Origin of the sequence: Paragemmobacter straminiformis (assembly GCF_014243445.1) — a bacterium.
Lineage (GTDB): Bacteria > Pseudomonadota > Alphaproteobacteria > Rhodobacterales > Rhodobacteraceae > Paragemmobacter > Paragemmobacter straminiformis.
In genome coordinates this window covers 551,072-577,231 of sequence record NZ_JACLQD010000001.1, presented here as the reverse complement: position 1 = coordinate 577,231, position 26,160 = coordinate 551,072, and the positions used below count along the sequence as shown (strand labels likewise).

Genomic DNA, 26,160 nt, shown 5'->3' with positions numbered 1-26,160 from the left:
ATTTGATCAAATGGAAGCGGCCAGTTTCGCCAGACAGAAAAGGGGGGCCTCGGCCCCCCTCGCCTTCGGCTCACCCCCCGAGGATATTTGGGCCAGTGTGAAAGCCGCTCAGTCGGTCACGCGCACTTCGACCAGCCTCGGCCCGCGATGCGGGCGGGTCAGGGCGGCGGCCAGCGCCTCGGGCGCGTTCTCGACGCTCTCGAAGCCAAGATCGCAGGCGGCCGCAAGATGGCCAAGTTTCAGCGGCGAGGGCGAGCAGCCGATCACCTCGGTCTGCGCGTCACGCATGGCCTCGGCGATCTCGCGGTAGGCGGCGTTGTTCCAGACGACATAGGTGACGGGCAGGTTCTCGTCGACCGCCACACGCATCTCGGCCGGGTCGAATTGCAGGCCGCCGTCGCCGATCAGGCAGACGACAGGCGTGCCGGGGGCGGCGATGGCCGCGCCGATCGCCGCGCCAAGCCCGTAGCCGAGCGCGCCATAGCCCGTGGCCGCGTTGAACCAGCCGCCCGCGCGGTCATGGTCGTAGAACAGGTTCGCGGCATAGACCGGCTGGGTGGAATCGCCCACGATTATGGCTTGGGGCAGGGCGCTTCGGATCGCCTCGACCATCGCCAACTGGGCGGGCATCGACGGGTGCAGCCCCGCCAGTTCCGCCCGCGCCGCCCCCCGTGCGGCCCGCGCGCGGGCGGCCCCGTCACCCTTGCGCGGGGTGATGCGCGGGGCCAGCGCAGCCAGCATCGCCGCAACCGTCGCCTGCACCGGCAGGGCGCAAGGGTGGCGCTGCAACTGATCGGCGCAGACATCGGCGCGGATCATCCCCGACAGGTCGGGCAGGCCGCCGCGCATGTACATGTCGTAATCGGTCGGGCCAAGTTCCGTTCCCAGCGCCAGCACCTGATCCGCCCCCGCGATCAAGCCCCGCACCGCATCAAGCGAGGGCGAGGCCGGCACGCCAAGCCCGTGCCCGTGCAGCATCCCGCGTGCGTTCACCGTCATCACGACCGGCGCGTCCAGCGCCTCGGCCAATGCCGTCAGCGCCGCATCGCAACCCCGCGCCCCCCCTCCGGCAAGGATCACCGCGCGGTCGCAGCCGTTCAGCATCGCGGCAGCCTGCGCGATGCCCGCCTCGGGCAGCAGGGCCGTGGCGTCAGCCACCGCGCCAAGCGCAGGCTCGGGGCAGGCCAGCCCCATCACATCGGTCGGTATCTCGATATGCACCGGACCCGGACGCCCCGTCGCCATGCGGGCAAAGGCGCGGTCGAGCGCCGCCGAAAGCGCGGCAGGGTCCTCGACCCGCTCGGTCGGGCAAAGCCGCGCCATCAGTCCCGCCTGATCGGGCAATTCGTGCAGATGCCCCATTCCCCTGCCCAGCGAGGCGCGACGGTTCACCCCCGACACCACCAGCATCGGCACCGAATCCGCCCGCGCCTGCGCCATCGCGGTCAGCGCATTGGTCAGGCCCGGTCCGGTGATGACGAATGCCACCCCCGGCTTGCCCGACACCCGCGCATAGCCGTCGGCCATGAAGGCGGCGGCCTGTTCGTGGCGGGGCGTGACATGGCGGATGCCGCCCCCGGCAAGCCCGCGATAAAGTTCGATCGTATGCACACCCGGAATGCCGAAGACCACCTCGACCCCGCGTTGCCGCAACCCTTCGACCAGCGCCTGTCCGACGGTTCTCATGCGGCACTCCTGCGGCTCGCGGCAAAGGTCGCGATGCGGTCGCAGGCTTCGGCGATCACGGCATCGGGCTGGGTCAGGCTGACACGCAGCCAGCCCGAAAGCGCGGCGCCAAAACTTTCGCCGGGCATCACCGCCACCTTGGCCGCGTCGAGCAACGCATTGGCGAACCCGTCGCCCGACAGGCCGGTTGCCCGCACATCGACCAGCGCGAACATCCCCGCCTGCGGCTGATGCACCCGCAGCCCCTCGACCCCGTCGAGCAGCCGCCCCATCAGGGCCGCGCGGCGCTGGAACCGCTCGACCATGCCCGCCGCGACGGGCGAGGGGGCCGAGACGGCGGCGGCGGTCATATCCGCGATGAAGGGCTGGTTGCCGAACAGCATGGTTTCCGAAAGCGGCAGCAGTCGCGCGCAGAACTCGGCCGGTCCCACGCACCAGCCCGAACGGAATCCGGGTGCCGCATGCGATTTCGAGATGCTCGAGGCCACGACCACCCGCTCGGCATATTCGGGCAGGTCGAGCGGCGAGCAAAAGGTCGTGCCGGGAAAACACATCTCTTCATAGACCTCGTCGCAAAGCACCCACAGATCGTGCTTTGCCGCAACCTCGCACAGGGCGCGCAGGTCGCCGTGGTCAAGCACCGCCCCCGTCGGGTTGTGCGGCGAGTTCAGCATCAGAACCCGCGTGCGCGGGGTGATGCGCGCCTCGACATCGGCGGCCTGCATGCGGAACCCCGCTTCGGGGCGCAGCGGCACGGGCACGACCCTCGCCCCCGTCGAACGGACCAGCCCTTCATAGGTGGCATACATCGGATCGCCCAGCAGCACCTCGTCCCCGTCGGCGCAAAGGGCATGCAGCACGGCGTAAAGCGTAGTCTGTGTGCCGGGGAAACACATGATCTGGTCGGTCCCGATGGTCCGCCCGCGCCGCGCGCTGTAACGGGCCGACAGCGCGCGCAGCAGCGCAGGCTCGCCCCGCCCGTTGGAATAGCCGGTGCGCCCCGAAAGCATCGCCTGCGCCGCCGCTTCCATCAGCGCGGGCGGCGTCGGCACGTCGGGTTCGCCGATGGTCAGCTCGATCACCGCATCGCCCGCGGCCTTCATCTTGCGGGCGCGCACATGGACGGCCCATTTCTCGCTGCCCAATCCGGCAAGGTGTTCTGTCACGGGGGCGTAGCGCATGGGGCTTCCTTTGGTCGGTCGGTCGGCAGGAGGGTGTCGGTAGGGGAGGGCGGCAGGGGGGGCGGTCCGGTCGCCGTCAGATATCGGGCGGCGACGGCAGCGGGTGGCGCAGGATCGCGCCGATGGCATCAAGCGCGATCCGCGCCACCTCGCCACGGCGAAAGGCGTCGGGCAGGGCCGCGCCCTCGATCCAGAGCCCGTCGATCAGCGCGTTGCACGAGATGGCGTCGCGCCTGTCCTTCTCGGCGTCAACCGGGCGGCCGGGCAAGGCGGCGATCAAGGTCTGCAACTGGTCACGATAGGCCAGATAGGTGGTCTGGTGGACCGCGTTGATCGTGGGGTCGTTGCGCGACCGGTGCAGATAGGCCGCCCAGACCGAAAGATTGACGGGGTCCAGAACGGGGGCACGGAAATTCGCGGCGACAAAGGCCGCAAGCCGCCCCACGGGGTCATCGGGCGCAGCGCCCGACAGGGCCTCGACGGCGCTTTGCGTCATGCGCTCCATCACCAGACGATAGGCGGTCTGGGTCAGATCGTCCTTGGTGGCAAAGTAATGCCGGATCAGGCCCGGCGTCACCCCCGCGCGGTCTGCGATGGCACGCACGGTCGCCGCCTCGGCCCCGCCCTCGGAGACAAGGGCGATCGCTGCCGCGATCAGGTCGTCGCGCCGCTTTTCTTCGGCCTCGCGACGGTAGGGGCGTCGATGTGCGGTGTGGTCGGTCATGGCGGTCCGGAAAGCGGTATCCCACATGAATTATACGACTGGATAAGAACTGTCACGCCACTTGTGCCCCGCACCGGCGGGATGCTGCCGGGGTTTCGGGGCGCGCTAGACCTTTCCCTCGTCCGGATCGGGATAGGCCACATCCTTGTGCACGATCACATCCGCCTGCGGATAGGCGGCAAGGATCGCGCGCCGCAATCCCGCGCCGATGTCATGCGCCTCGCGCAGCGACTGGTCGCCGTCAAGCTCGATGTGGATGTTGACAAAGACGCGGCTTCCGGCGGTGCGGGTTTTCAGGTCATGGTATCCATGCACCCCCGGCCAGCCATCCGCGATGCGGCCGATCCCCGCGACGATGTCGGGGTCGGCGCGGCGGTCCATCAGCGCATCGAAAGCCCCCTTGCCGATCCGCACGGCCCCCATCACCAGCATCGCCGCCGCCCCCAGCGCCACGACCGAATCGATCGACGCCAGACCAAAGGACTTCGATGCCCAAAGCGACACGATGGCCCCGATGTTCGGCAAGAGGTCGCCCAGATAATGCAACCGGTCCGCCGCGACGACCTTGTTGCCCGTCCGCGCCGCGACCCGCCCTTGCCAAAGCACCAGCCCCAGCGTCAGCAGGATCGACAGCGTCATCACCACCATGCCCGAGCTTTCCGACTGCATCCGCCCCGGCGCGGGGTCGAGCAACCGCACAACCGCCGCCCATGCGATCACGCTGGCCGAAATGACGATGAACACCGCCTGCCCGAGTGCGGCAAGATCCTCGGCCGAGGAATGGCCGAAGGCATGGTCCTCGTCCGCAGGCTTGGCCGCGTAAAAGATCGCCGCCATCGCCCCGAGGCTGATCATCAGGTCCATCGCGCTGTCGGCAAGCGAGGCCGCGACAGACAGCGCGCCGGTCTCGCCCAAAGCCCAAAGCTTCAGCATGACAAGCACACTTGCCACCACGACCGAGGCGAAAGCGGCGGAAAGGTTCATGCGCGAGGATTGGTCAAGGCTCATCCGCTGTGTCCGACATTGGTCCTGTCAAGACTTTCGGGGCTAGCGCATCGCGGGCCTCGGGGGCAAGTGAGACCGTCTCGCAAAGCGCGCGGGCGGCGCAATCCCGTCGCGCGCGGCCCGTTCCTCAGCCACCCGCTGCCGGCCTTGCCCGCTTCGCCTCAGGGCCTGTCACTCGATCACTTCGCCCGCATCGACACCCCAAAGCGCGGTCTTGCGGACCCACCCCTTTTCGCCATCGATGGACAGACGGCACCACTCCGGCTCGCATTCCTGTATCCAGCCGACGACATTGCGTTCCGCCTGGAACAGAACAGCGGCATCGTCGCTGGGGCCATCGCGGAAATCGGCCAGATCCTGCGCCACAAGGGCCGATCGCACGCCCGACAGCAGCGAGTAATGCACCCAGCCGCCCGCACCTTCGGCATCTTCCACCCGGCGCCAGTGTTCGTATTCGGCGGTGATCCGCAGCGGCATTCCGGCACGGGTGAACACCCAGTCGATCCGGTGCGTCAGGCCGGGGCCGCGCCGGGCGTTGCCCTCGTTCCCCTTCAGGCTGACATAGCGCGGCAGGGGCAGGTTGGTGACGGTCCCCCGCGTCGGATCGCGCGGCGGAACGCGCGGTTTCGCCACGGCGGGCTGGGGCTTGGGCGCGGCAAGGGCGGGCGCGGGTTTGGCCGCCCCTGCCTCGGCCGAGGGAAGCGGGGCCGCGCTCTCGCCGGTCGCCGTCAGGCTTTCGGGGCGCGGTGCCGGACGCTTGCTGCCAAGCTCTTCCGCGGCGGCCACCCCGATCAAGCCGAGTGTCACCACAAGCGCCACTGCCTGCATAATTCTCATTCTGTCCGCCTGTGCCCGAAGCCCCGCGCCGGTTCGATCCGGCGGCCTGCCATGTTTGCCAGGCTCTTGCGGCCTGTGCCTTGCGGCGGGGACTTGTGCCTTTCCCCGCTTCCCGCCACTTTGCCATTCATGAACGCGATTTGGAAGTGCAAGGGAGGAAGCTCATGCCCGCATCGAGGCTGAGTGTTGTCGTGACGCGACGGTTGCCCGAAGTTGTCGAAACCCGGATGAAGGAATTGTTCGACGTCGACCTGCGCGACACCGACGATGCCATGACCCGCGACGAACTTGCCGCAGCCCTGCGCCGCGCCGATGTTCTGGTGCCCACCATCACCGACCAGATCGACGCCGGATTGCTGGCGCAGGCGGGCGACAAGCTGAAACTCATCGCCAATTACGGCGCAGGGGTCGACCATATCGACGTCGGCACCGCCCGCTCGCGCGGGATTCTCGTCTCGAACACCCCCGGCGTGCTGACCGAGGATACCGCCGACATGGCGATGGCGCTGGTGCTGGCGGTGACCCGCCGCATTCCCGAAGGGCTGGCCCTGATGCAATCGGGCGAATGGCACGGCTGGTCGCCGCTTTCGCTGCTGGGCGGGCGGATCGGCGGCAAACGGCTTGGCATCCTCGGCATGGGGCGCATCGGGCAGGCGGTCGCAAAACGCGCCCGCGCCTTCGGCATGCAGGTCCACTACCACAACCGCCGCCGCGTCCGCGCCGAGGTCGAGACCGAACTCGAGGCCACCTATTGGGAAAGCCTCGACCAGATGGTGTCGCGCATGGATGTCATCAGCGTGAACTGCCCGCACACGCCCTCGACCTTCCATCTGATGAACGCGCGGCGGCTCAAGCTGATGAAACCTTCGGCCGTGATCGTGAACACCTCGCGCGGCGAGGTGATCGACGAAAACGCCCTGACACGGATGCTCAGGGCGGGCGAACTCGCTGGAGCGGGGCTTGATGTCTACGAACGCGGGGCCGAGATAAACCCCCGCCTGCGCGAGCTGCCCAACGTGGTCCTGCTGCCCCACATGGGGTCGGCCACGCGCGAGGGGCGGGTCGAGATGGGCGAAAAGGTCATCATCAACATCAAGACCTTCGCCGATGGCCACCGCCCCCCCGATCAGGTCGTGCCCGGAATGCTGTAAACGCGCGGCGGGAACCCGATCCCGCCCCGGCGGCTTCTTCCTCTGCCAACCAAAGGAAGATGCCTATGACCGACGACCGTGAACTCCGTGCCGGCTTCTGGCGCGCGCTGCACTCCGACCGCACCGTCATGCTCGGGCTCGAAGGGGGCAGCGCCGCCCCGCGTCCGATGACCGCCATCACCGAAGGCGAACATGATCACGGCCCTATCTGGATTTTCACCGGAAAGGACACCGAACTCGGCGCCAAAGTCACCGCGACCGCTCCGGCCTTCTTCACCTTCGCCGCCAGCGACCACGCCCTGTTCGCCACCGTCCACGGCCTCATCTCGCCCCACAGCGATCCGGCCGTGGTCGAACGGCTGTGGAACCCCTTCATCGCGGCATGGTATCCCCAAGGCAGGGACGACAAGAACCTTCTCCTTCTGCGCTTCGACCCGTCGCGCGCCGAAATCTGGAAGAACGGCTCCGGTCTCTTCGCGGGGCTGCAAATGCTCCTCGGGCGCGACCCGAAGCCGGACGTCAAGGGCCATGTGACCAAGGGACCGCTGCACTGACCCCGAAGCGCGCGCAGGCGTTGCACCGCCGGTCGCGAAACGGTGCGCAACGCCGCCAAGCTGCACGGAAAAACGCCCAACCGGCGGTCGCGAAACGGTGCGCACTCGCTGCGCACCCTACGCCGAACCCGCCGCCAAGCTGCACGGAAAAACGCCCAACCGGCGGTCGCGAAACGGTGCGCAACGCCTGCGCACCCTACGCCGCGCCCGCCGCCAAGCTGCACGGAAAAACGCCCAACCGGCGGTCGCGAAACGGTGCGCAACGCCTGCGCACCCTACGCCGCGCCCGCCACCAAGCTGCATGGAAAAACGACCAACCCGCGTTCCGGTAGGGTGCGCACTCGCTGCGCACCGTTTTCATGCGCCCTAGACCCCGTAGAAATCCCGATACCACGCGACGAAACGGGCGACCCCTTCGTCTATTCCGGTGCGGGGCAGCGGCCCTGTCAGCGCCTCGATCAGGCTGGCATCGGCCCATGTCGCCGGCACGTCCCCCGCCTGCATCGGCAGGAAGCGCTTTTCCGCCTTGCGCCCCAGCGCGGTCTCGATGGCCAGCACGAAATCCATCAACCCCACCGGCGCACCGTTGCCGATATTCACGATCCGGAAGGGCGCGACGGGCGACAGGCTGTCCATCGGCCCCGCCGCCCCGCCCGCCGGAGGCACGCCGACCAGCCGGACGATCCCCGTCACCAGATCATCGACATAGGTGAAATCCCGCCGCATGTCGCCGTGGTTGTAGATGTCGATCGGCTCGCCCGACAGGATCGCCTTGACGAATTTGAACAGCGCCATGTCCGGCCGCCCCCAGGGGCCGTAGACCGTAAAGAACCGGAACATGGTGGTCGGAATGTCGTAAAGATGGGCATAGGAATGGCCCATCGCCTCGGTCGCCTTCTTCGTCGCGGCATAAAAGGACATCGGGCTGTCGGCCTTGTGGACCTCGGCATAGGGCATTTCGGTATTCGCCCCGTAGACGGACGAGGTCGATGCCATCAGCAGATGCGCCGGTTTCGTCGCCCGCGCGGCCTCGAGCACCTCGAAGGTGCCGATCAGGTTCGCCTCGACATAGGACCGGGGCGCGTCGATCGAATAGCGGACCCCCGCCTGTGCGGCCAGATGGATGATCGCATCCGCCCCCTCGGCCAGCTCGCGCACCAGACCTGCGGTCTCGACCAGCCCTTCGACGGCGCGAAAGCCCGGATTCTGCGACAGCATCGCATGGCGCCGCGCTTTCAGGCGCACGTCGTAATAGGTGGTCATGCCGTCCAGTCCGACGACCTGCCAACCCTCGGAAAGCAGGCGGGCGCACAGGTGATAGCCGATGAAACCCGCCGATCCCGTCACCAAAGCACGCTTCGCCATTCCAACCCTCCAGTCCTGTCGCGCCCAAGTCGCGCAACAAAAGGGGGCAGGTCAACCCAAAGAGCGACGGCCCTTCGCGATTATGCCTGTCCGCAGGGCCGGAACACCCCGCGGGGGGCGGGGCGGCGGCCCGCAAGCCGCAGCCCGTGGCGCAAGCACCGCAAGGGGGGGCAAGCCCCCCGCCACGGCCGCGCCGCCCCCTGTCGCATCACAGGGCGATGGCCACCATCACCTCGGGTTCGATCACCTTCACGCCGGGCAGCCCGTCGCGCATCACCTGCGCGTTCTGCTCCAGCGCGCCAAAGGTGCGGTAGTGGCAGGGAATCACGGTCTTGAAATCGAAATAGCGTTTCGCGGCATAGGTCGCGCGCGCCATGCACATCGTGTAATGCCCGCCCGCCGACAGGATGCCGATATCGGGTTTGTGGTAATCGCCCATCCACTCCATATCGGCCATGATGTCGGTATCGCCCGAGACATAGACCGTATGCCCGCCCCCCGCGATCATGAAGCCGCATTCTGACCCCACCGGCACTGCGCCAAGGCTCGACGAATGGCAGGCATTGACCAGCGTGACCTTGGCCCCGTCCAGATCGACCGTGCCGCCCTTGTTGAAGCCGACGATCTTCAGCCCTTCGGTCTTTTCGAAATGCGCGGCAAGGTCGTAGATGGCGACAAGCGGGACATCCAGCTCCTTGCAGATGGCCGCGACATCGCCCGAATGGTCGCCGTGCCCGTGGGTCAGCAACACATGGGTTGCGCCCCTGATCGCCTCGGCGCGCCGGTCGGCGGGAAACATGGGGTTGCCCGACAGCCACGGGTCGATCAGCAACGTCGCGCCCTCGACCTCGATGCGAAAGCCGGAATGGCCGAGCCAGGTGATCTGCATTTCATCCTCCTTGATGCCTGACGACTGTTTTAGCCCGCCCGGCACGAAAGGGAATGGCGCGGCGGGTCTTGCGGGGTTGCGGGGCGGGGGCTAAACGGGCGAAGGAAAATTCGGAGCGCGACATGTCCATCGACATCGAAACCGCACGGCGGGTGGCCAAGCTGGCACGCATCCGCGTCGAGGAAGCCGACCTGCCCAAACTGGCAGGCCAGCTCAACGACATCGTGACCTTCATGGAGCAGTTGAACGAGGTCGACGTCACGGGCATCGAGCCGATGACCTCGGTCACGCCGATGCGCCTGAAGCGGCGGGCCGATGTGGTGACCGATGGCAACATCCAGTCGCAAATCCTCAAGAACGCGCCCGATGCGCGCGAAGGTTTCTTTGCCGTGCCGAAGGTGGTGGAATGAACGCGAACACATGGACCATCGCCGCGGCGCGCGACGCGCTGCGCAAGGGCGAGATTTCGGCGGTCGATCTGACCATGTCCTGCCTTACGGCCATCGACGCCGCCGACACGCTGGGCGCTTTCGTCCACAAGACACCCGATATCGCGCTGGATCAGGCGCGCGCGGCGGATGCGCGGCTCAAGGCGGGCGCGGCCCCCGATCTGTGCGGCATTCCGCTCGGGATCAAGGACCTGTTCTGCACCAAGGGCGTGCCGTCGCAGGCCGCATCCAACATCCTGCGCGGCTTCCGGCCCGAATATGAATCGACCGTGACCACCAGGCTTTTCGATGCGGGCGCGGTCATGCTGGGCAAGCTCAACATGGACGAGTTTGCGATGGGCTCCTCGAACGAGACGAGCTGCTACGGCAATGCGGTGAACCCGTGGAAGGTCGACGACCGCAAGCTGACACCCGGCGGGTCGTCGGGCGGGTCGGCGGCGGCGGTGGCGGCGGACCTCTGCCTTGGCGCCACGGGAACCGACACGGGCGGGTCGATCCGCCAGCCTGCCGCCTTTACCGGCATCGTCGGCATCAAGCCGACCTACGGGCGCGTCAGCCGCTGGGGCGTGGTGGCCTTCGCCTCGTCGCTCGATCAGGCCGGCCCGATGACGAAATCGGTGCGGGACGCGGCGATCTTCCTTGCCGCCATGTCGGGGCACGACCCGAAGGATTCCACCTCCGCCGATCTTGCCGTGCCTGATTTCGAGGCCGCGCTGACCGGCGACATCCGTGGCAAGAAGATCGGCATCCCGAAAGAATACCGCATGGACGGCATGCCCGCCGAGATCGAGACGCTGTGGCACAACGGGGCCGAGATGCTTCGCGATGCCGGCGCCGAAATCGTCGACATCTCGCTGCCGCACACGAAATACGCGCTGCCCGCCTATTACGTGATCGCCCCGGCCGAAGCCTCGTCCAACCTCGCCCGCTATGACGGCGTGCGCTACGGGCACCGCGCCACGCTTTCCGCGGGCGACGGCATCACCGAGATGTATGAAAAGACCCGCGCCGAAGGCTTCGGCCCCGAGGTGCAGCGCCGCATCATGGTCGGCACCTATGTTCTGTCGGCGGGCTTCTACGACGCCTATTACAACCGCGCGCGCAAGGTGCGGGCGCTCATCAAGCGCGACTTCGAACTTGCCTTCGCCAACGGGGTCGACGCGATCCTGACCCCCGCCACGCCGTCCAGCGCCTTCGGTCTGGGCGAAATGGCAAGCGCCGATCCGGTCGAGATGTATCTGAACGATGTTTTCACCGTCACGGTGAACCTTGCGGGCCTTCCGGGCGTTTCGGTTCCGGTGGGTCTGGATGCCAAGGGCTTGCCGATGGGGCTGCAACTGATCGGGCGGCCCTGGGAAGAAGGCGATCTGCTCAATCACGCCTATGTGCTGGAACGCGCGGCGGGCTTTGTGGCAAAGCCGGGCAAATGGTGGTAATGGCGCAAGCCAAGAAACGGAACCGAGGCAGACCGATGCGGACCCAAGCTATTCTTGCCCTAAGCCTTCTCGGGCTGGCGGCCTGTTCCCCGCCTGTGCCGGATTCGGGCGCGGGCGCGGGCGTCGGTTTCGGCGACTACAACAGCTACATGCGCGAGCAGGCGGCCTCGGCCGCGCGCCAGCCCGTGGCAGGCGCCCCGATCGGCGCCGCCCCCACGACCTTTTCGACCGATGCCGCCGCTGCCGCCATCGACCGTGCGACGGGCGTGCAAGACCCGAACCAGCCGGTCTTTGCCACCACGGCGCCGCTCGATCCGGTGAACACGCCGCTCACGACCTATCCGCAGCCGACCTATACCCAGCCCGCGGCCAACACCGGCCCGCTCGATCCGAACCGCCCGCGCGGCGATGCCCCCAGCAACATCCAGACCGAGTCGGGCGAGATGGTGCATAGCAACACCGGCATTTCCGACGAGCAGGATTTCAACGCCGTGTCGCAGCGCGAGACCATCGAAAGCGACAAGGAACGTCTGGCGCGCAACCGTGCGCAATATCAGGTGATCCAGCCCACCGCGATCCCCGAGCGCACGGCGACGGGTGCCAATATCGTGGAATACGCGCTGAAAACCACCAACAACCCCGGCACGCAGGTCTACAGCCGCTCGTCGCTGCGCCTGACCGACCCGCTGGTCGCCTGCGCCCGCTACGGCTCGTCCGATCTTGCGCAACAGGCCTTCCTCGAGGCCGGCGGCCCCGAACGTGACCGCAAGGGGCTGGACCCGGACGGCGACGGTTTCGCCTGCACCTGGGACCCGCGCCCCTTCCGCCTCCAGTGACCCGCTACCCCTCGCCGAACGTCTCGGAACGGCGCGGGGGGGCGCTGCCCGACATCATCGTCCTCCATTACACGGCCATGGCCACCTGCGCCGAGGCGCGCGCGCGCCTGTGCGACCCGTCGGCCGAGGTGTCGGCCCATTGGCTGATCTCGGAAACCGGCATGGCCGAAGCGCTGGTCGATGAAAGGCTGCGCGCATGGCATGCGGGCGCGGGCGAATGGGCGGGCGTGACCGATGTCAATTCCCGTTCCATCGGCATCGAACTTGCCAATGACGGGCGCAGCCCCTTTGCCGAACCGCAGATCGCCGCACTCGAGCGGTTGCTGGCCGGGGTCATGGCGCGCTGGTCCATTCCCGCCTGCCGCGTGATCGGCCATTCCGACATGGCCCCCGCCCGCAAGGCCGACCCCGGCGCGCGCTTCGACTGGCGGCGGCTGGCGCTGGGCGGGCTGTCCGTCTGGCCCGACGGGGGCGAAGCGGATGCCGCGCTCTTCGCCCCCGCCGCGCGGGCCTTCGGCTATGCCGTGGCAGATGAGGCGCTGCTCCTCAACGCCTTCCGCCTGCGCTTCCGCCCGCAGGCCTTCGGCCCGCTGGACAGGGTCGATGCGGGCATGGCGACCGACCTTGCGCGGCGCTTTGGCGTTGACGGCTTGGCGCCGCGGGCGTAAGCCGCCCCTCGCGCGGATGGCTGGATGACCGCGGGGGGCAACCTTCGAGGAAAGTCCGGACTCCATGAAGCAAGGGTGCCGGATAATGCCCGGCGGGGGTAACCCCAGGGAAAGCGCCACAGAGAAGAGACTACCCTGCATGCAGGGGAAAGGTGAAACGGTGGGGTAAGAGCCCACCGCGGACTTGGCAACAAGGACGGCAAGGCAAGCCCCACCCGGAGCAATGCCGAATAGGGGCCTCGCGCGGAAAGGTCTGCATCACGCAGAGACCTCCGCAGGGACGCTTCAGCCCAGAGGCCCGGGTTGGCAGCTTGACCGCCGTGGTAACACGAGCGGCAGAGGAATGGTCATCCAGAGGAAGGGTCGCAAGACCCGACCTTGGACAGAATCCGGCTTACAGGCCATCCGCGCATTTCCCCCCTGCCGCCCGTGGCGGTTGTCGAAAGGCTGCATGCCGCCACGCTTTGTGCTGGCTTCGCATCGGCTTGTCTGATTCATTGGCATCCTGTCCAGAGTTAGGGGTGACGGATGTCCGAAGACGAAAAGGCGGCACGACGCGCCGCGCGCAGATCCATGTTCAAAGAGGCTGTGGCCAACAGCGAATCCCTTGCCCGCACGCGGATCGAGCAGGGCGAGGATTACACCCAGCACCTCTACGACGACTACGAAACCTACCGGCGCACGCAGGAAGAGGGCAACAAGCTCAAGCTGCGCGCCCAGTTCGTCAAAAAGGGGCACATCGTCTTTCTTGCCGACTGGCTGGCCGCGCGCCGGACGGTGGGCTTCGGCCTGTGCCACGGCGTGCGGCGCGGCAAGGAACAGGAATGGTTCATGTCACGCCTGCCGTCGGCACGGGTGATCGGCACCGACATCTCGGAAACCGCCAAGGAATTCCCCGACACGGTGCAATGGGACTTCCACGACGAAAATCCCGAATGGGCCGGGCGGGCCGATTTCGTCTACTCCAACAGCTGGGACCATGCCTATGACCCGTCCAAGGCGTTCCGCGCCTGGGCTGCAAGCCTGAAGCCGGGCGGGGTGATCCTGATCGACCACACACGGGGCCATGCGCCGCGCGCGTCCAACGCGCTCGATCCCTTTGGTGCCACGCGCGAGGGCGTGGTCCGGATCATGGGCGACGCATGCCGGCAGCTTGGCCGCGTGACCGATGTGCTCGACCGCAGCGGCGACGCCGAATATCCCTGCGAGGTGGTGGTTTTCACCCGCAATGACGACACGGCCGCCTAGTCGTCACTTTCCTTTCGGATTGCGGTTGACTCTGCCCCCCGCGTGGGTAAAAGGCGGGCTTCAAGAGATTTCGCGGGGGCGATGCGTTTCCCCGTTGCAGGAGAAACGACTATGGCGAAGCCGACGACGATCAAGATCCGTCTGAACTCGACGGCGGGGACCGGGCACTTCTACGTGACCAAGAAGAACGCCCGCACCATGACCGAAAAGATGTCGGTCAAGAAATACGACCCCGTCAAGCGCGAGCATGTGGAATACAAGGAAGGCAAGATCAAGTAAGATCCTGCCTTTCGCAGCAATGCCGCAAGCCGCCCGCAGGGGCGGCTTTTTGCGTTCGTGCCCTCCCTGCGACCCGGCGCTTTCCGGCCAGGGCGGCGCGGGGGCTTTCCGCCCCCACGGCCCGCAAGCGGGCCTCCCCCGAGGATATTTGCGGCGAGTATGAAAGCGGGTCGGGACGCGGGACGATTGGGCTGACGGGCTGGTGTGGTTCGGGTGGCAAAGCAAAAGGGCCGGTCTTGCGACCGGCCCTTTGCCTTGCCCGTGGCGCGCCGCTTATTCGCGGTTGCCCAGGAATTGCAGCAGGAACATGAAGATGTTGATGAAGTTCATGTAAAGGTTCAGCGCCCCCATCACGGCCGATTTGCCTAGCCATTCGGTGTCACCATGCTGGGCATGGGCGATGTAATCGGTCTTGATGCGCTGGGTGTCATAGGCGGTCAGACCGGCAAAGATCAGCAGGCCGATCACCGACACGGCAAAGGCAAGCGCCGACGAGGCGATGAAGATGTTCAGGATCGATGCCACGATCAGCCCGACCAGACCCATCATCAGGAAGGTGCCAAAGCCCGACAGGTCCCGCTTGGTGGTATAGCCGTAAAGCGACAGCGAGGCGAAGGCGATCGAGGTGACAAGGAAGGTCTGCGCGATCGACACGCCGGTAAAGGCCTTGAAGATCCACGCGAGCGACAGGCCCATCACCGCCGAGAAGGCGTAAAAGAACAGCTGCGCCGCCGAAACCGACATGCGGTTGATCGCGGCCCCGAAGGCAAAGACCATCAGAAGCGGCGCGAACATGATCGCCCAGCCAAGGATATTGGGCTGCAGCGTCATCGGATCGCGGAAGATGCCAAGCAGCGCATCCGAGGTGCCGACCGCCCAGGCAACGCCGCCCGTCAGCAGCATGCCCACGGACATCAGCCCGTAAACCTTGTTCATATGGGCGCGCAGCCCGGCATCGATCTGTGCGGCTTGGGCGCCTGCGCCGACCGTGCGGATCGTTTGGTAGTCAGCCATGTAAGCCTCCGATATTGACCCTTGGCTGCGGATTGTCTGGCCCCGCAGTCCGTATGCTGTCGAATATCGGGACGGCAGATACAGAATTCAAGACGCGCGGGGCCAAAAACGGAACGCGGTCCTACTTGCGGATCCAGTGGTCGGGCGCGTCCCAGACGGGGCGCGAAACCTCGGCTTTCGCCTGCTCTTGCGTCAGGCCGATATCGCGCAGCAAATGGTCGTCGAGCCGGGCAAGATGCGCCCGGCTGCGGGCAAGCCCGAGCCATGCGCCAAAGCGCAACGAGAGGTTCGGCAGGCGCAGCAGGCCAAGGCGGAGGGAGAGCATGGCGCATTCCTTTCTGTGATGGCCGATGGCATTTCCATCGGGATGCTTGAAGAATGCGCCAGATTGGTTTATTCGTAAAACGAATGATTGTGCGGTTCTTCATCAGGGAGTGTGATGATGGCGCGGATGCTCGACCTTGTGGCCCTTCGGTCCTTCGTGGCGGTGGCCGACAGCGGCGGGGTGACACGGGCGGCGGGTCTGCTGAACCTGACGCAATCTGCGGTCTCCATGCAGCTCAAACGTCTGGAAGAGGCGCTGGACCTCGGCCTTTTCGCCCGCGCCGCCCGCAAGCTGACCCTGACACCCGAGGGCGAGCAGCTGCTTGTCTACGCCCGCAAGATGCTGGCCCTGAACGACGAGGCGATGGCACGCCTGACCTCGGCCGGATACGAGGGCGAGCTGCGCCTCGGCGTGCCGCATGACATCGTCTATCCGGCGATTCCGGGCATCCTCAAGCGGCTTGCGGCGCTTTATCCCCGTGTCCGCGTCAGCCTTGCCTCGAGCTTCACCCTGCTTTTGCGCGAAGGCTTCGCGCGGGGCGAATATGACGTGATCCTCACCACCGAAGACCTGCCCGGCGCCGGGGCCGAAGTGCTTGGCACGCGCGATCTTGTCTGGGTCGGTGCCGATGACGGGCAGATCTGGCAAAAGCGCCCCTTGCGGCTCGGGTTCAAGGACAGCTGCATCTTCCGGCAAAAGGCCATCGCGGCGCTGACCGGGGCGGGGATCGCATGGGAACTGGCCGTCGACGGCGAAAGCGAGCAGGCGATCGAGGCCACCGTCGCCGCCGACCTTGCCATTTCGGCGCGGTTGACCAACGCCATGCCGCAGGGACTCGTCCCGATCGAGGCGCGGGGCGCCCTGCCTGATCTGGGCCAGCAAAGCATCTGCCTCTATGCCGCCCCCACCCTGCGCGGCGAACCCGCCGCCGCCCTTCTGTCGCAGTTGCGGCAGGCCTATTGCTGCTGAATGCCGATCACCACCTTGCCCGTCGCCCTGCGGTTGCGCAGCAGCTCGAGTCCTACAGCCAATTCCGCAAAGGGCAGCAGATGCGAGACATGCGGGCGCAGCTTGCCCGCAGCCTGCCATGCGAAAAGCGTCGACAGGCTGTCTTGCAGGATATGCGGGGCGAATTTCGCATAGCCGCCCCACCACATGCCGATGACGGACAGGTTCTTCACCAGCAAAAGGTTGGCAGGAACCTGCGGCACCTCGCCCGAGGCGAAGCCGATGGTCAGCAGTCGCCCGCCGGGGCGCGTGGCCCGCAAGGCGGCATCGAAGGCCGCGCCGCCGACCGGATCATAGACCACATCGACCCCGCCCATTGCCCTGAGCGCGGCTTTCAGATCGGCGGTTTCGCTGTCGAGCGTCTCCTGCGCCCCGGCGGCGCGGGCGATGGCCTGTTTCTCCTCGCCACGGGCGCAGGCAATGACACGCGCCCCCATCAGCGCCCCGATCTCGACCGCCGTCAGCCCGACCCCGCCTGCCGCCCCCAGCACAAGCAGCGTCTCGCCCGCCCGCAGCCGCCCGAGATGGCCAAGCGCCAGATGCGACGTGCCATAGGCGATCTGGAAACCGGCCGCCGTCTCGAAGGACATCGTGTCGGGTATCGGCGTCAGCGTCTCGACCGGAAAGGCGCCGAACTCGGCCAGCCCGCCGACCCCCGCAAAGCAGGCCACCCGCGTGCCGACGGCGGGGCCGGTCGTGTCCGGCCCCAGCGCGTCGACCACGCCCGCACATTCTAGACCGGGCGTGAAGGGCAGGGGGTGCCGTTCCTGATAGCTGCCTTTCGCCATCAGAAGATCGGCAAAGTTCAGCCCCGCCGCCGCGATCCTGACCCGCGCCTGACCCTTGGCGGGCACCGGCAAGGGCAGGTCGCGCAGAACCGGTTCCGCACCAAGGGTTTCGATTTGCCATGCCTGCATGTTTTTCTCTCGCTACGTGTTTCGGGGCAGCCAAGCGACGGGCTGAGGGAGAAATGACGCCCAAGATCGTTGCATTATGCTAAGAATCCCTTCCGATGAATGCAAAATGAAAAGCAATTTGCGAAACACGCTAAGGGTGAGCCAGCCAAAACGAGAAACCCTACAGGATGATTGCCCGCTTTGGCAGGGCTGTTCTTGTCCAACTGTATAATCGGACATATCCGAAAAGATAGGTTTCCGCGGCTTCGGCGCTTTTTTTCGGTCCGCGCGGCGTTTTGCTGTGTTTGGCATGGATTATGCTTATAGTTAGACAGGGACAGGCAGGTTTGGAGTTAAGTATTATGAAGCACCCGGTTGACGCCCATGTGGGCAAGCGTATCCGGCATCGTCGCTGGATGGTGGGCATGACGCAACAGCAATTGGCCGACAAGGTCGGGATCAAGTTCCAGCAGATCCAGAAGTATGAAACCGGCATGAACCGCGTTTCCGCCTCGCGTCTCTGGGATGTTGCGGATGCGCTGGGCGTGACCATCGGCTTCTTCTTCGAAGGGCTGGATGACGCGCGCGAACAGGCACGGGCCGCCGAAGGCGACTTCATGGCCGACAAAGAGGCGCTGGAACTCGTGCGGTCCTACTACGCCATTCCCGAAGCGCAGCGCCGCCGCCTCTTCGACCTCGCCCGCGTTCTCAGCGACGCCGCCTGAGACGCAGCCTGAGACGCGGCCTGAACCGCCACGATGCCTGACCGTGGAACTTGACCCGAACCCTTTCGCCGCTTAGGCGGAAGGGCAGGTTCAAGCGGAGGCAGGCATGGCAAGGATCCCGGCAGACGAGGCGGAAGACATCTTCGCCACCGCCGCAGAATTGGCGGATGCGGCACGCGAGGCGACGCTTCTCTATTTCCGCAAGACCGATCTGGCAGCCGAAAACAAGGAAAGCACGCGCTTCGACCCCGTCACCGTGGCCGACCGCCTGTCCGAGGAACGCATGCGCGCCATTCTGGCGCGGCGCAGGCCCCATGACGGGATTCTGGGCGAGGAATTCGGCCCCAAAGCCGGGACAAGCGGCCTGACATGGGTGCTTGACCCCATCGACGGCACGCGGGGCTATATTTCCGGCACCCCGACTTGGGGCGTGCTGATCTCGGTCCGCGATGCGGCAGGGCCTGTCTACGGCATCATCGACCAACCCTATATCCGCGAACGCTTCGAGGGGGGGCTAGGCCGCGCGCGGGTCGTGGGACCATCGGGCGAGGCGGCGCTGCGCGCGCGCACCCACAGGCCGCTTTCGCAAGCGATCCTCTATTCCACCTTCCCCGAAGTCGGCACCCAAGCCGAAGGCGCGGCCTTCCGGCGTGTCGCGGCTCAGGCCAAACTCACCCGCTATGGCACCGACTGCTACGGCTACGCGCTTGTCGCGGCGGGAATGGTCGATCTGGTGATCGAGGCGGGCTTGCAGGCCTATGACGTGCAGGCCCCCATCGCCGTGATCGAGGCGGCGGGCGGCATCATGACCGACTGGCAAGGCAACCCCTGCCACGAGGGCGGGCAGGTGCTTGCTGCGGCCAACCGCGCGATCCATGCCGAAGCCCTGGCCCTGCTGAACGGCTGACCTGACAGCGCGCAAGCCCTTGCCCTCGCGCCCCCGGCGCAAGGCAAAGGGGGGCTTCACGCCCCCCAAGGGGTGCTGCCGCACCCCTTCCCCCCCGTGGAGTATTTTCCGCAAGGATGAACAGGGGTTTGAGCGTCTTGCCGCTTTGCGGTAAGCTCGCCCTGCCTGCGACGAGTCCTTCCCCCTTCTGTCGCGCGGGTCCGCTTTTGGCGCAACCGAAGGGTCGGCACAGGGGGGGGGGTATTCCGATGGCAGAGGTTCTGGTCCGTGGCGCGGCTGAGGTGGTGACGATGAACGCCACGCGCGACGAGGTGGCGGGCGGTGATGTGCTGATCCGTGACGGGGTGATCGCGGGCGTCGGTCTGGGGCTGACGACCGTCGGCGAGGTGGTCGAGGCCAAGGGCTGCGTGGTGACGCCGGGTTTGGTGAACACGCACCATCACCTTTATCAGACCCTTACGCGGGCGGTGCCGGGCGGGCAGGATGCGCTGCTCTTCGGCTGGCTCAAGACGCTTTACCCGATCTGGCAGCGCTTCGGGCCGGAAGAGATGTTCACCTCGGCCCAAGTGGGGTTGGCGGAACTGGCGCTCTCGGGCTGTTCGCTGACCTCGGACCATCTCTATCTTTACCCGAACGGCGCGCGGCTCGAGGATACGATCCATGCCGCCGCCGAGCTGGGCTTGCGTTTTCATCCCACGCGGGGCGCCATGAGCATCGGCGAGTCCGACGGGGGCTTGCCGCCCGACAGTCTGGTCGAACGCGAGGCGGATATCCTGCACGATATGGTGCGGGTGGTGGACGCCTTCCACGATCCGGCCGAAGGGGCGATGGTGCGGGTGGGCCTTGCGCCCTGCTCGCCGTTTTCCGTCAGCCGCGACCTGATGCGCGAGGCGGCGGTTCTGGCGCGGGACAAGGGGGTGATGCTGCACACCCATCTGGCCGAGAATGACGAGGACATCGCCTATTCCCTTGCGAAATTCGGCTGCCGTCCGGGGCAATACGCCCAAGACCTCGGCTGGACCGGCGACGATGTCTGGCACGCGCATTGCGTAAAACTGGACGCGGGCGAGATCGACCTTTTCGCGCGGACGAAAACGGGGGTGGCGCATTGCCCCTGTTCCAACTGCCGGCTCGGGTCGGGAATCGCGCCTTTGCGGGCGATGCGCGATGCGGGCGTCAAGGTCGGGCTTGGGGTGGACGGGTCGGCCAGCAATGACGCAGGCAACCTGATGGCCGAGGCGCGGCAGGCCATGCTTTTGCAACGCGTGGCACTGGGGGCCGATGCGATGGGCACGCGCGAGGCGCTGGAGATTGCCACGCTGGGCGGCGCGCGTGTTCTTGGCCGCAGCGATTGCGGATCGCTCGAGGTCGGCAAGCGGGCCGATCTGGCCATATGGGACGTATCGGGGATCGAGGCGGCGGGATCGTGGGACCCCGTCGCGGCGCTGGTCTTTTGCGGGCCGATGCGCGTGCGGGACCTGTTCGTCGAGGGGCGACAGGTGGTAAGGGGCGGTCAGATGGCCACGGTCGATCTGCCCCGCGTGATCGAGCGGCAGAACCGGCTCGCGGCGCGGCTTATGGCATAGGGGCAAGGCAATGGCACATAACTACGAGGCGCAGCGGCGCGAAACCTTCGCCTCGTTCAAGGGGGTGCAGGGTTTGCCCGCGACCTCGGTGATCGATTTCGTCTTCTTTCTGGAAGAGACCGACGCCAATTGGGCGGCCTTTGAAAAAGACCTCCGCGCCCGGGGGTTCAAGACAAAACGCGAGAGCGACGGCGAAACCCTGATCGCCAGCTTCGGCCCCATTCCCGTGACGCCCGAGGCGATCTGGGAGAAAGAGCGGCTTTCCACGGAACTCGCGCTCAAATACGACTTCTACCCCGACGGCTGGGAATTGGCCGAATAGCGCCTTTCATACGCGTCGAAATATCCTCGGGGGGAAGGGGCGCGCCCTGCGCGGCCCGCAGGGGGGCGGAAAGCCCCCCGGTCGCGCGCCCACGGCGCGCGGGGGTGGCGTGCCGCCTTGGCGGCTCTGCCTAGCGTGACGGTTTGCCGTTGATCCATGTGGCGCGGATAGCGCGGTCGTCGCCCATCATGATGGTCGGGAACAGCGCCTCCCAGATGGTTCCGGCGCGGCGGGTGGCCTGTTCGATGGCGGCGGTCGAGGCAAGGTTCAGGATCGTCAGGTCCGCCTCCATCCCCGCAGCGATGTTGCCGATGCGGTCTTCGGCATGCAGCGCGCGGGCAGACCCTTGCGTGGCAAGCCAGATCAACTGCGCCGGGTGCAGCGCCTGCCCGCGCAGCTGCGCGACCTCGTAGGCGGCGGCCATCGTGTGCAGCATGGAAAAGCTCGAACCGCCGCCCGTATCGGTCGCCAATCCCACGCGAAGCGCGCGCGCAAGCCCCATGTCGAACAACCCCGATCCGATGAAGGTGTTCGAGGTCGGGCAATGCACGAGGCTCGCCCCCGCCTCGACCAGTCGCGCCCTTTCGCGCGGCGTCAGATGGATCGCATGTCCGAAAAGCGCCCCCTCGCGCAGCAGCCCCTGCGCCTCGTATGTGTCGAGATAATCGCGCGATTGCGGAAACAGGTCTTTCACCCAGGCGATCTCGTCCACCTGTTCCGAAAGATGGGTCTGCATCAGGCAATCGGGATATTCGCCCCAAAGCGCACCAAGCGCCCCGAGCTGTTCGGGCGTCGATGTGGGCGAGAAGCGGGGCGTGATGACATAGGACAGGCGGTCCACCCCGTGCCACTTCCCGAGCAGGCGCTTTGACTCGTCATAGGCCGTCTGCGCGGTATCGCGCAGGCCGTCGGGTGCGTTGCGGTCCATGCAGGTCTTGCCCGCATAAATCCGCATCCCGCGGGCCTGTGCCGCCGTGAAGATGGCGTCGACGCTTTCGGGGTGGATGGTGCAATAGGTGCAGGCCGTGGTGGTGCCGTGGGCGGTGGCAAGCGTCAGGTAGCGCTCGGCCACCTCGGCCGCATAGGCGGCGTCGGCGAACCGCATTTCCTCGGGGAAGGTGTAGCTGTTCAGCCAGTCGATCAGCCGCTTCCCCCACGAGGCGATGATCGCGGTTTGCGGATAATGCACATGGGCGTCGATGAAACCCGCAGTGATCAGGTCGCGCCCGTAGTCATGGATGCGGGCCTGCGGATGCGCGGCGCGCAGACGGTCGGCGGGGCCGGTTGCAAGGATGCGTCCCGCCTCGACCAGCACGGCACCATGGCTTTCGTGCCGCGCCGCGGACTCGCCCGCAACGAAGGGGTCGGCGGTAAAGCTGAGAACCTGTCCCAGAAGCAGATCGGCCATATCATTCGTTTCCCTGTCGCGCCGGCGGTCACAAGCACGTTAACGCCTGCTTGCAGGCTATGCCTAATTGGCGCATGGGTAAATTTCCCCGCGCCCCCTGTTTCGGTGAAACAGCTTTCGCTAGGTTCGGGGTAATCGCATAGGGGGCTGGCGGCATGGCGGAATACGAGGCAGCCGGAGAAGAAGTCGAATTGGACGAGGCCCGGGTCGAAGCGATCCGCGAGGCCGTCGATCAGGGCGACTCCGCCCTCGTCAGCCGCCTTCTCGAACCGCTGCACGCCGCCGACATCGCCGACCTTCTGGAACAGATCGGCGCCACCGAGCGGCGCGAGCTGCTGGCACTCTGGTCGGGCGAGATCGACGGCGACGTGCTGTCGGAACTTGACGAGACGATCCGCGAAGAGGTGATCGAAAGCCTGCCCCCCGAAGTGGTGGCCGAGGCCGTGCGCGACCTCGACACCGACGATGTCGTGGACATTCTCGAAGACCTCGAAGCCCCCGCGCAGGGCAAGATCCTCGACGCGCTGGAACTGGTCGACCGCGTTGCCGTCGAACAGGCGATGAGCTTTCCCGAAGGCTCCGCCGGACGTCTGATGCAGCGTGAAGTGGTGGTCGCCCCCGAACATTGGACCGTGGGCGACGCCATCGATTTCCTGCGCGAGGCGACCGCGCTGCCCGACCAGTTCTACCACGTCATCCTTGTCGATCCCCGCATGAAGCCGCTGGGGTACATCACCCTCGGGCGTCTGCTGTCCGCGCGGCGCGATGTGCGGCTCAAGGACATCACCGAAGACAGCTTCCGCACCGTGGTTGCGACCGAGGAAGAGGAAGAGGTCGCCTATATCTTCAACCAGTATCACCTCATCTCCTGCCCCGTGGTCGATGAAAACGACCGTCTCGTCGGCGTCATCACCATAGACGACGCGATGAACGTGCTGGACGAGGAACACGAGGAGGACATGCTTCTCCTCGCCGGTGTCGGCGAAGAGGCAAGCGTGTTCGACGGCCCCATCGCCACCGTGCGGCAACGCTTGCCCTGGCTCGTGGTGAACCTGTTCACGGCCTCGCTCTCGGCCTTCGTCATCTCGCGGTTCGAGGCGACGATTGCCGCACTGGTGGCTCTGGCGGCGGTGATGCCCATCGTCGCCTCGACCGGCGGCATCGCGGGAACGCAATCGCTGGCGGTGGCCGTGCGCGCGCTTGCGACGCGCGACCTGACCAGTTCCAACGCGCGGCGCGTGGTGCTGCGCGAGGTGACGGCGGGCGCCATCAACGGGGTGGTCCTTGCGGTGATCCTCGGCCTTGTCGGCACGCTGGTGCTGGGCGATCCGTGGATGGGTCTTGTGCTGGCCCTCGCGATGATCACCAACCAGATCGTCGCGGCCTTCGGCGGTGTCATGGTGCCGCTGACCCTTGAACGCTTCGGGCTCGATCCGGCCTTGGCCTCTGGCACTTTCGTGACGACGCTGACGGATGTGATGGGCTATCTTGCATTTCTGGGGCTGGCGACGATGGTGCTGCTATGACCATAGACGAGGTGAAGGCCGCGGCGCGCAAGGCGTGCTTCGCCGCGCGGGCCGGTGCCTTTGCCGCAGGGCAGGGGCAGGCGGCCGAGATTCTGGCCGATTACCTGTCGGCCCATCGCGGCAAGCCGCTGGCCGGATACATGGCCATGCGGACCGAAATCGACCCGATGTCCGCAATGGCCGCGCATCAGGGGGCCGTGGGCGTGCCTGTCATCATGGCAAAGGACACGCCGCTGAAATTCCGCGAATGGTCCCCGGGCTGTGCGCTGGTCGAGGGCACCTTCAAGGCGATGGTCCCGGCCGAGGGCGCATGGATCGAACCCGAGGTGGTCATCGTCCCCCTCGTCGGCTTCGACGCGCGGGGCTTCCGTCTGGGCTACGGCGGCGGGTTCTATGACCGCACGCTCGCCCTGCTGCGGTCGCGCAGGCCGACCTTGGCGGTGGGCTTTGCCTTCGCGGCACAGGAATTGCCCGAGGTGCCGACCGACGAATACGACCAGAAGCTCGATGCCATCGTGACCGAAACGGGCCTGCGCCTTTTCTGACACCCCGCTGCGGCCCCGATTTTTCTGCGAAAGATCAGGCAACCGCCAAAGGGGCGCGCGGATGTCCGGCCAACAAGAAGGGGGGCCAGCCCCCCATCGGCCGTTGGCCGATTCCCCCCGGAGTATTTCGTGCAAGGCTGAAAGGGCAGGCCGTCCGTTTCAGCCTTGCCCAAATACTCGATTGCGCGGGCCTGTCGCGCGAACCGCCCTGACAGGACGGGGGCGGATTTTTCGCAGAAAAATCGCGGCTGGCTACTTTGCGATGGCTTCCTGCTTCACGAACATGTTGGCCCAGGCGCGGTCGATCAACTCGGGCGTCATCTGGTAGGGGATGCCCTCGAACTCGCAGATCGCGATCATCTGGTCGATCAGATAGACCGGCTGGTAATTGGCGTAGGTGTTGTTGATCGTCGGGTATTTGACCTTGAGAAGATGCACGAGGCTGGCTTCGTCCAGCGGAATCTTCTTCTTGCGCGCGACAAGCGCGAAGATCTTGAGGAAGTTTTCCTGACTGGGCCCGTCGATCTTGATCTTGAAGAAGATCCGCCGCAACGCCGCGCCGTCGAAGATTTCGTTGGGGTGGAAGTTGGTCGAAAAGATCACCAGCGTATCGAAGGGCACGGTGAACTTCTCGCCCGATTGCAGCGCAAGGATGTCGCGCGATTCCTCGAGCGGGACGATCCAGCGGTTCACCAGCTTTTGCGGCGGTTCGGCCTGACGGCCAAGGTCGTCGACGATGAAGATGCCGCCCGTGGCCTTCAGCTGCAAAGGGGCCGTATAGGTGCGCGCGGTCGGGTTGTATTTCAGGTCGAGCATGTCGAGCGTAAGTTCGCCCCCGGTGATGACCGTGGGCCGTTCGCACAGCACATAGCGCGCGTCGAAGCGGTTCGCGGCACGGCGCAGCGCCATCGGATCATCCCCGCTTTCCGAGGCCGCGGAATGGACGATCGGGTCATAGACGGTAATCACCTGTCCCGAATATTCGATGGCGCGCGGCACGTGGATGCGGTCGCCCAGCGCGTCGCGGATGCCGTTCGAGATCGACGATTTCCCGTTTCCGGGTGGGCCATACATCAGGATCGAACGGCCCGACGTGACGGCGGGACCAAGGTTGTCGATCAAGTCGTCGGGCAGGATTAGATGCCCCATGCCGCGCAGCAGTTCCGCCCGCGTCAGGGTGATGTTGCGGATTGACTGGCGTTTGACCTGTTCCTTATAGGCCGCCAGCGGCACGGGCATCGCCCCATAATATTCCGACTGCGACAGCGCATCCAGCGCGCGGGCCTTGCCCGCTTCGGTCAACTGGTAGCCCATCTCGTTGCCCGATGTGGCGTGCAGCGTGCCGGTCGCCTCGATCAGCTTCTGGCCGCGGGCGGCGTCGATCAGTTCCTGGATCAGCGGCGCAGGCAGGCAGCAGATGCGCGCCAGCGTCGAGACATGTTCGGCATTCATGCGGAACATGGTCTTCAGCAGAATGTCACGCAGCATCACAGGTGCAAGACCGGTTTCCGCCAGCGTGCGCGGGACGGGCGGCGCCTGAATCGCGGGGGTCGAAGGGGTCAGCGGTGCGACAGGTGCGTTCATGGCATG

General features: G+C 66.3%; 27 protein-coding genes and 1 other RNA gene. 16 read left to right on the top strand and 12 right to left on the bottom strand.

Annotation, left to right across the window (positions count from 1 at the left end):
- Positions 1 to 108: 108 nt before the first annotated feature.
- The 5 genes from H7F16_RS02735 to H7F16_RS02715 all read right to left on the bottom strand — a co-directional run bounded on the left by H7F16_RS02735 (position 109) and on the right by H7F16_RS02715 (position 5,433).
- Complete coding sequence (locus H7F16_RS02735; protein ID WP_185796007.1) at positions 109 to 1,686, bottom strand: 5-guanidino-2-oxopentanoate decarboxylase; 1,578 nt, start codon at positions 1,684 to 1,686, stop codon at positions 109 to 111.
- Entirely contained in the window at positions 1,683 to 2,867 is a 1,185-nt protein-coding gene (locus H7F16_RS02730; RefSeq protein ID WP_185796006.1) for a pyridoxal phosphate-dependent aminotransferase, read from the bottom strand. The genes H7F16_RS02735 and H7F16_RS02730 overlap by 4 nt, the downstream gene beginning before the upstream one ends.
- 76 nt (positions 2,868 to 2,943) lie before the next feature.
- On the bottom strand, positions 2,944 to 3,591 hold the full coding sequence (locus tag H7F16_RS02725) for a TetR/AcrR family transcriptional regulator (RefSeq protein ID WP_185796005.1): 648 nt from the start codon (positions 3,589 to 3,591) through the stop codon (positions 2,944 to 2,946).
- 105 nt (positions 3,592 to 3,696) lie between these two features.
- Positions 3,697 to 4,599, bottom strand: a complete 903-nt coding sequence (locus H7F16_RS02720; RefSeq protein ID WP_185796004.1) for a cation diffusion facilitator family transporter — start codon at positions 4,597 to 4,599, stop codon at positions 3,697 to 3,699.
- Between the two features lie 168 nt (positions 4,600 to 4,767).
- Entirely contained in the window at positions 4,768 to 5,433 is a 666-nt protein-coding gene (locus H7F16_RS02715; protein ID WP_241741149.1) for an SH3 domain-containing protein, read from the bottom strand.
- A 164-nt stretch (positions 5,434 to 5,597) separates the two neighbouring features.
- On the opposite strand from H7F16_RS02715, the gene H7F16_RS02710 reads away from it, so the two are divergent.
- Both H7F16_RS02710 and H7F16_RS02705 read left to right on the top strand, forming a co-directional pair.
- Positions 5,598 to 6,584 (top strand): 2-hydroxyacid dehydrogenase, encoded by a 987-nt coding sequence (locus H7F16_RS02710; RefSeq protein WP_185796003.1) that lies wholly within the window; start codon positions 5,598 to 5,600, stop codon positions 6,582 to 6,584.
- 65 nt (positions 6,585 to 6,649) lie between these two features.
- Positions 6,650 to 7,138 (top strand): pyridoxamine 5'-phosphate oxidase family protein, encoded by a 489-nt coding sequence (locus H7F16_RS02705; protein ID WP_185796002.1) that lies wholly within the window; start codon positions 6,650 to 6,652, stop codon positions 7,136 to 7,138.
- Positions 7,139 to 7,504: 366 nt separating this feature from the next.
- Here H7F16_RS02705 and H7F16_RS02700 read toward each other — a convergent pair whose 3' ends face one another.
- Both H7F16_RS02700 and H7F16_RS02695 read right to left on the bottom strand, forming a co-directional pair.
- On the bottom strand, positions 7,505 to 8,503 hold the full coding sequence (locus H7F16_RS02700) for an NAD-dependent epimerase/dehydratase family protein (protein WP_185796001.1): 999 nt from the start codon (positions 8,501 to 8,503) through the stop codon (positions 7,505 to 7,507).
- 208 nt (positions 8,504 to 8,711) lie between these two features.
- Positions 8,712 to 9,392 (bottom strand): metal-dependent hydrolase, encoded by a 681-nt coding sequence (locus H7F16_RS02695; protein ID WP_185796000.1) that lies wholly within the window; start codon positions 9,390 to 9,392, stop codon positions 8,712 to 8,714.
- A 122-nt stretch (positions 9,393 to 9,514) separates the two neighbouring features.
- On the opposite strand from H7F16_RS02695, the gene gatC reads away from it, so the two are divergent.
- The 7 genes from gatC to rpmG all read left to right on the top strand — a co-directional run bounded on the left by gatC (position 9,515) and on the right by rpmG (position 14,308).
- Positions 9,515 to 9,802, top strand: a complete 288-nt coding sequence (gatC, locus tag H7F16_RS02690; RefSeq protein ID WP_185795999.1) for an Asp-tRNA(Asn)/Glu-tRNA(Gln) amidotransferase subunit GatC — start codon at positions 9,515 to 9,517, stop codon at positions 9,800 to 9,802.
- On the top strand, positions 9,799 to 11,277 hold the full coding sequence (gene gatA, locus H7F16_RS02685) for an Asp-tRNA(Asn)/Glu-tRNA(Gln) amidotransferase subunit GatA (protein ID WP_185795998.1): 1,479 nt from the start codon (positions 9,799 to 9,801) through the stop codon (positions 11,275 to 11,277). The genes gatC and gatA overlap by 4 nt, the downstream gene beginning before the upstream one ends.
- A 35-nt stretch (positions 11,278 to 11,312) precedes the next feature.
- Positions 11,313 to 12,113, top strand: a complete 801-nt coding sequence (locus H7F16_RS02680) for a hypothetical protein (RefSeq protein ID WP_185795997.1) — start codon at positions 11,313 to 11,315, stop codon at positions 12,111 to 12,113.
- Entirely contained in the window at positions 12,110 to 12,781 is a 672-nt protein-coding gene (locus H7F16_RS02675) for an N-acetylmuramoyl-L-alanine amidase (RefSeq protein ID WP_338401946.1), read from the top strand. The genes H7F16_RS02680 and H7F16_RS02675 overlap by 4 nt, the downstream gene beginning before the upstream one ends.
- A gap of 12 nt (positions 12,782 to 12,793) precedes the next feature.
- Positions 12,794 to 13,194, top strand: an RNA gene (rnpB, locus tag H7F16_RS02670) — RNase P RNA component class A.
- Positions 13,195 to 13,309: 115 nt separating this feature from the next.
- Positions 13,310 to 14,029: a class I SAM-dependent methyltransferase gene (locus tag H7F16_RS02665; protein ID WP_185795996.1), complete on the top strand. Its 720-nt coding sequence runs from the start codon at positions 13,310 to 13,312 to the stop codon at positions 14,027 to 14,029.
- A 111-nt stretch (positions 14,030 to 14,140) separates the two neighbouring features.
- Positions 14,141 to 14,308, top strand: a complete 168-nt coding sequence (rpmG, locus tag H7F16_RS02660) for a 50S ribosomal protein L33 (protein ID WP_185795995.1) — start codon at positions 14,141 to 14,143, stop codon at positions 14,306 to 14,308.
- Between the two features lie 273 nt (positions 14,309 to 14,581).
- On the opposite strand, the gene H7F16_RS02655 is transcribed toward rpmG, so the two are convergent.
- Positions 14,582 to 15,322: a Bax inhibitor-1/YccA family protein gene (locus H7F16_RS02655; protein WP_185795994.1), complete on the bottom strand. Its 741-nt coding sequence runs from the start codon at positions 15,320 to 15,322 to the stop codon at positions 14,582 to 14,584.
- A 121-nt stretch (positions 15,323 to 15,443) separates the two neighbouring features.
- Positions 15,444 to 15,647 (bottom strand): DUF1127 domain-containing protein, encoded by a 204-nt coding sequence (locus H7F16_RS02650; protein WP_185795993.1) that lies wholly within the window; start codon positions 15,645 to 15,647, stop codon positions 15,444 to 15,446.
- Positions 15,648 to 15,764: 117 nt separating this feature from the next.
- On the opposite strand from H7F16_RS02650, the gene H7F16_RS02645 reads away from it, so the two are divergent.
- Positions 15,765 to 16,616 (top strand): LysR family transcriptional regulator, encoded by an 852-nt coding sequence (locus H7F16_RS02645; RefSeq protein ID WP_185795992.1) that lies wholly within the window; start codon positions 15,765 to 15,767, stop codon positions 16,614 to 16,616.
- Here the strand turns inward: H7F16_RS02645 and H7F16_RS02640 are convergent.
- The gene (locus H7F16_RS02640) at positions 16,604 to 17,572 is read right to left on the bottom strand and encodes an NADPH:quinone oxidoreductase family protein (protein ID WP_185795991.1); all 969 of its coding nucleotides are present in this window, start codon (positions 17,570 to 17,572) and stop codon (positions 16,604 to 16,606) included. The two genes, H7F16_RS02645 and H7F16_RS02640, sit on opposite strands and share 13 nt — an antisense overlap.
- Positions 17,573 to 17,913: 341 nt before the next feature.
- Between H7F16_RS02640 and H7F16_RS02635 the strand changes: the two genes are divergently transcribed.
- From H7F16_RS02635 to H7F16_RS02620, 4 genes are all read left to right on the top strand, one after another.
- Positions 17,914 to 18,276, top strand: a complete 363-nt coding sequence (locus H7F16_RS02635; RefSeq protein WP_185795990.1) for a helix-turn-helix domain-containing protein — start codon at positions 17,914 to 17,916, stop codon at positions 18,274 to 18,276.
- Positions 18,277 to 18,382: 106 nt separating this feature from the next.
- A complete protein-coding gene (gene hisN / locus H7F16_RS02630; protein WP_185795989.1) occupies positions 18,383 to 19,183 on the top strand; it encodes a histidinol-phosphatase in 801 nt (266 codons plus the stop codon).
- 248 nt (positions 19,184 to 19,431) lie between these two features.
- Positions 19,432 to 20,769 carry an 8-oxoguanine deaminase gene (locus H7F16_RS02625; RefSeq protein ID WP_185795988.1) on the top strand — a complete coding sequence of 446 codons (1,338 nt, stop codon included), beginning with the start codon at positions 19,432 to 19,434 and terminating at the stop codon, positions 20,767 to 20,769.
- Positions 20,770 to 20,779: 10 nt separating this feature from the next.
- A complete protein-coding gene (locus tag H7F16_RS02620; RefSeq protein WP_185795987.1) occupies positions 20,780 to 21,091 on the top strand; it encodes a ribonuclease E inhibitor RraB in 312 nt (103 codons plus the stop codon).
- A 130-nt stretch (positions 21,092 to 21,221) separates the two neighbouring features.
- Here the strand turns inward: H7F16_RS02620 and guaD are convergent, their stop codons facing one another.
- Positions 21,222 to 22,499, bottom strand: a complete 1,278-nt coding sequence (gene guaD, locus H7F16_RS02615) for a guanine deaminase (protein WP_185795986.1) — start codon at positions 22,497 to 22,499, stop codon at positions 21,222 to 21,224.
- Positions 22,500 to 22,654: 155 nt separating this feature from the next.
- On the opposite strand from guaD, the gene mgtE reads away from it, so the two are divergent.
- Together mgtE and H7F16_RS02605 are read left to right on the top strand one after the other, a co-directional pair.
- Positions 22,655 to 24,025: a magnesium transporter gene (gene mgtE, locus H7F16_RS02610; protein WP_185795985.1), complete on the top strand. Its 1,371-nt coding sequence runs from the start codon at positions 22,655 to 22,657 to the stop codon at positions 24,023 to 24,025.
- Positions 24,022 to 24,570 carry a 5-formyltetrahydrofolate cyclo-ligase gene (locus H7F16_RS02605; RefSeq protein ID WP_185795984.1) on the top strand — a complete coding sequence of 183 codons (549 nt, stop codon included), beginning with the start codon at positions 24,022 to 24,024 and terminating at the stop codon, positions 24,568 to 24,570. Before mgtE ends, H7F16_RS02605 begins: the two co-directional genes overlap by 4 nt.
- A gap of 252 nt (positions 24,571 to 24,822) precedes the next feature.
- On the opposite strand, the gene H7F16_RS02600 is transcribed toward H7F16_RS02605, so the two are convergent.
- Positions 24,823 to 26,154, bottom strand: coding sequence for an ATPase (locus H7F16_RS02600; protein WP_185795983.1), 1,332 nt, complete (start codon positions 26,152 to 26,154; stop codon positions 24,823 to 24,825).
- Between the last annotated feature and the right edge of the window lie 6 nt (positions 26,155 to 26,160).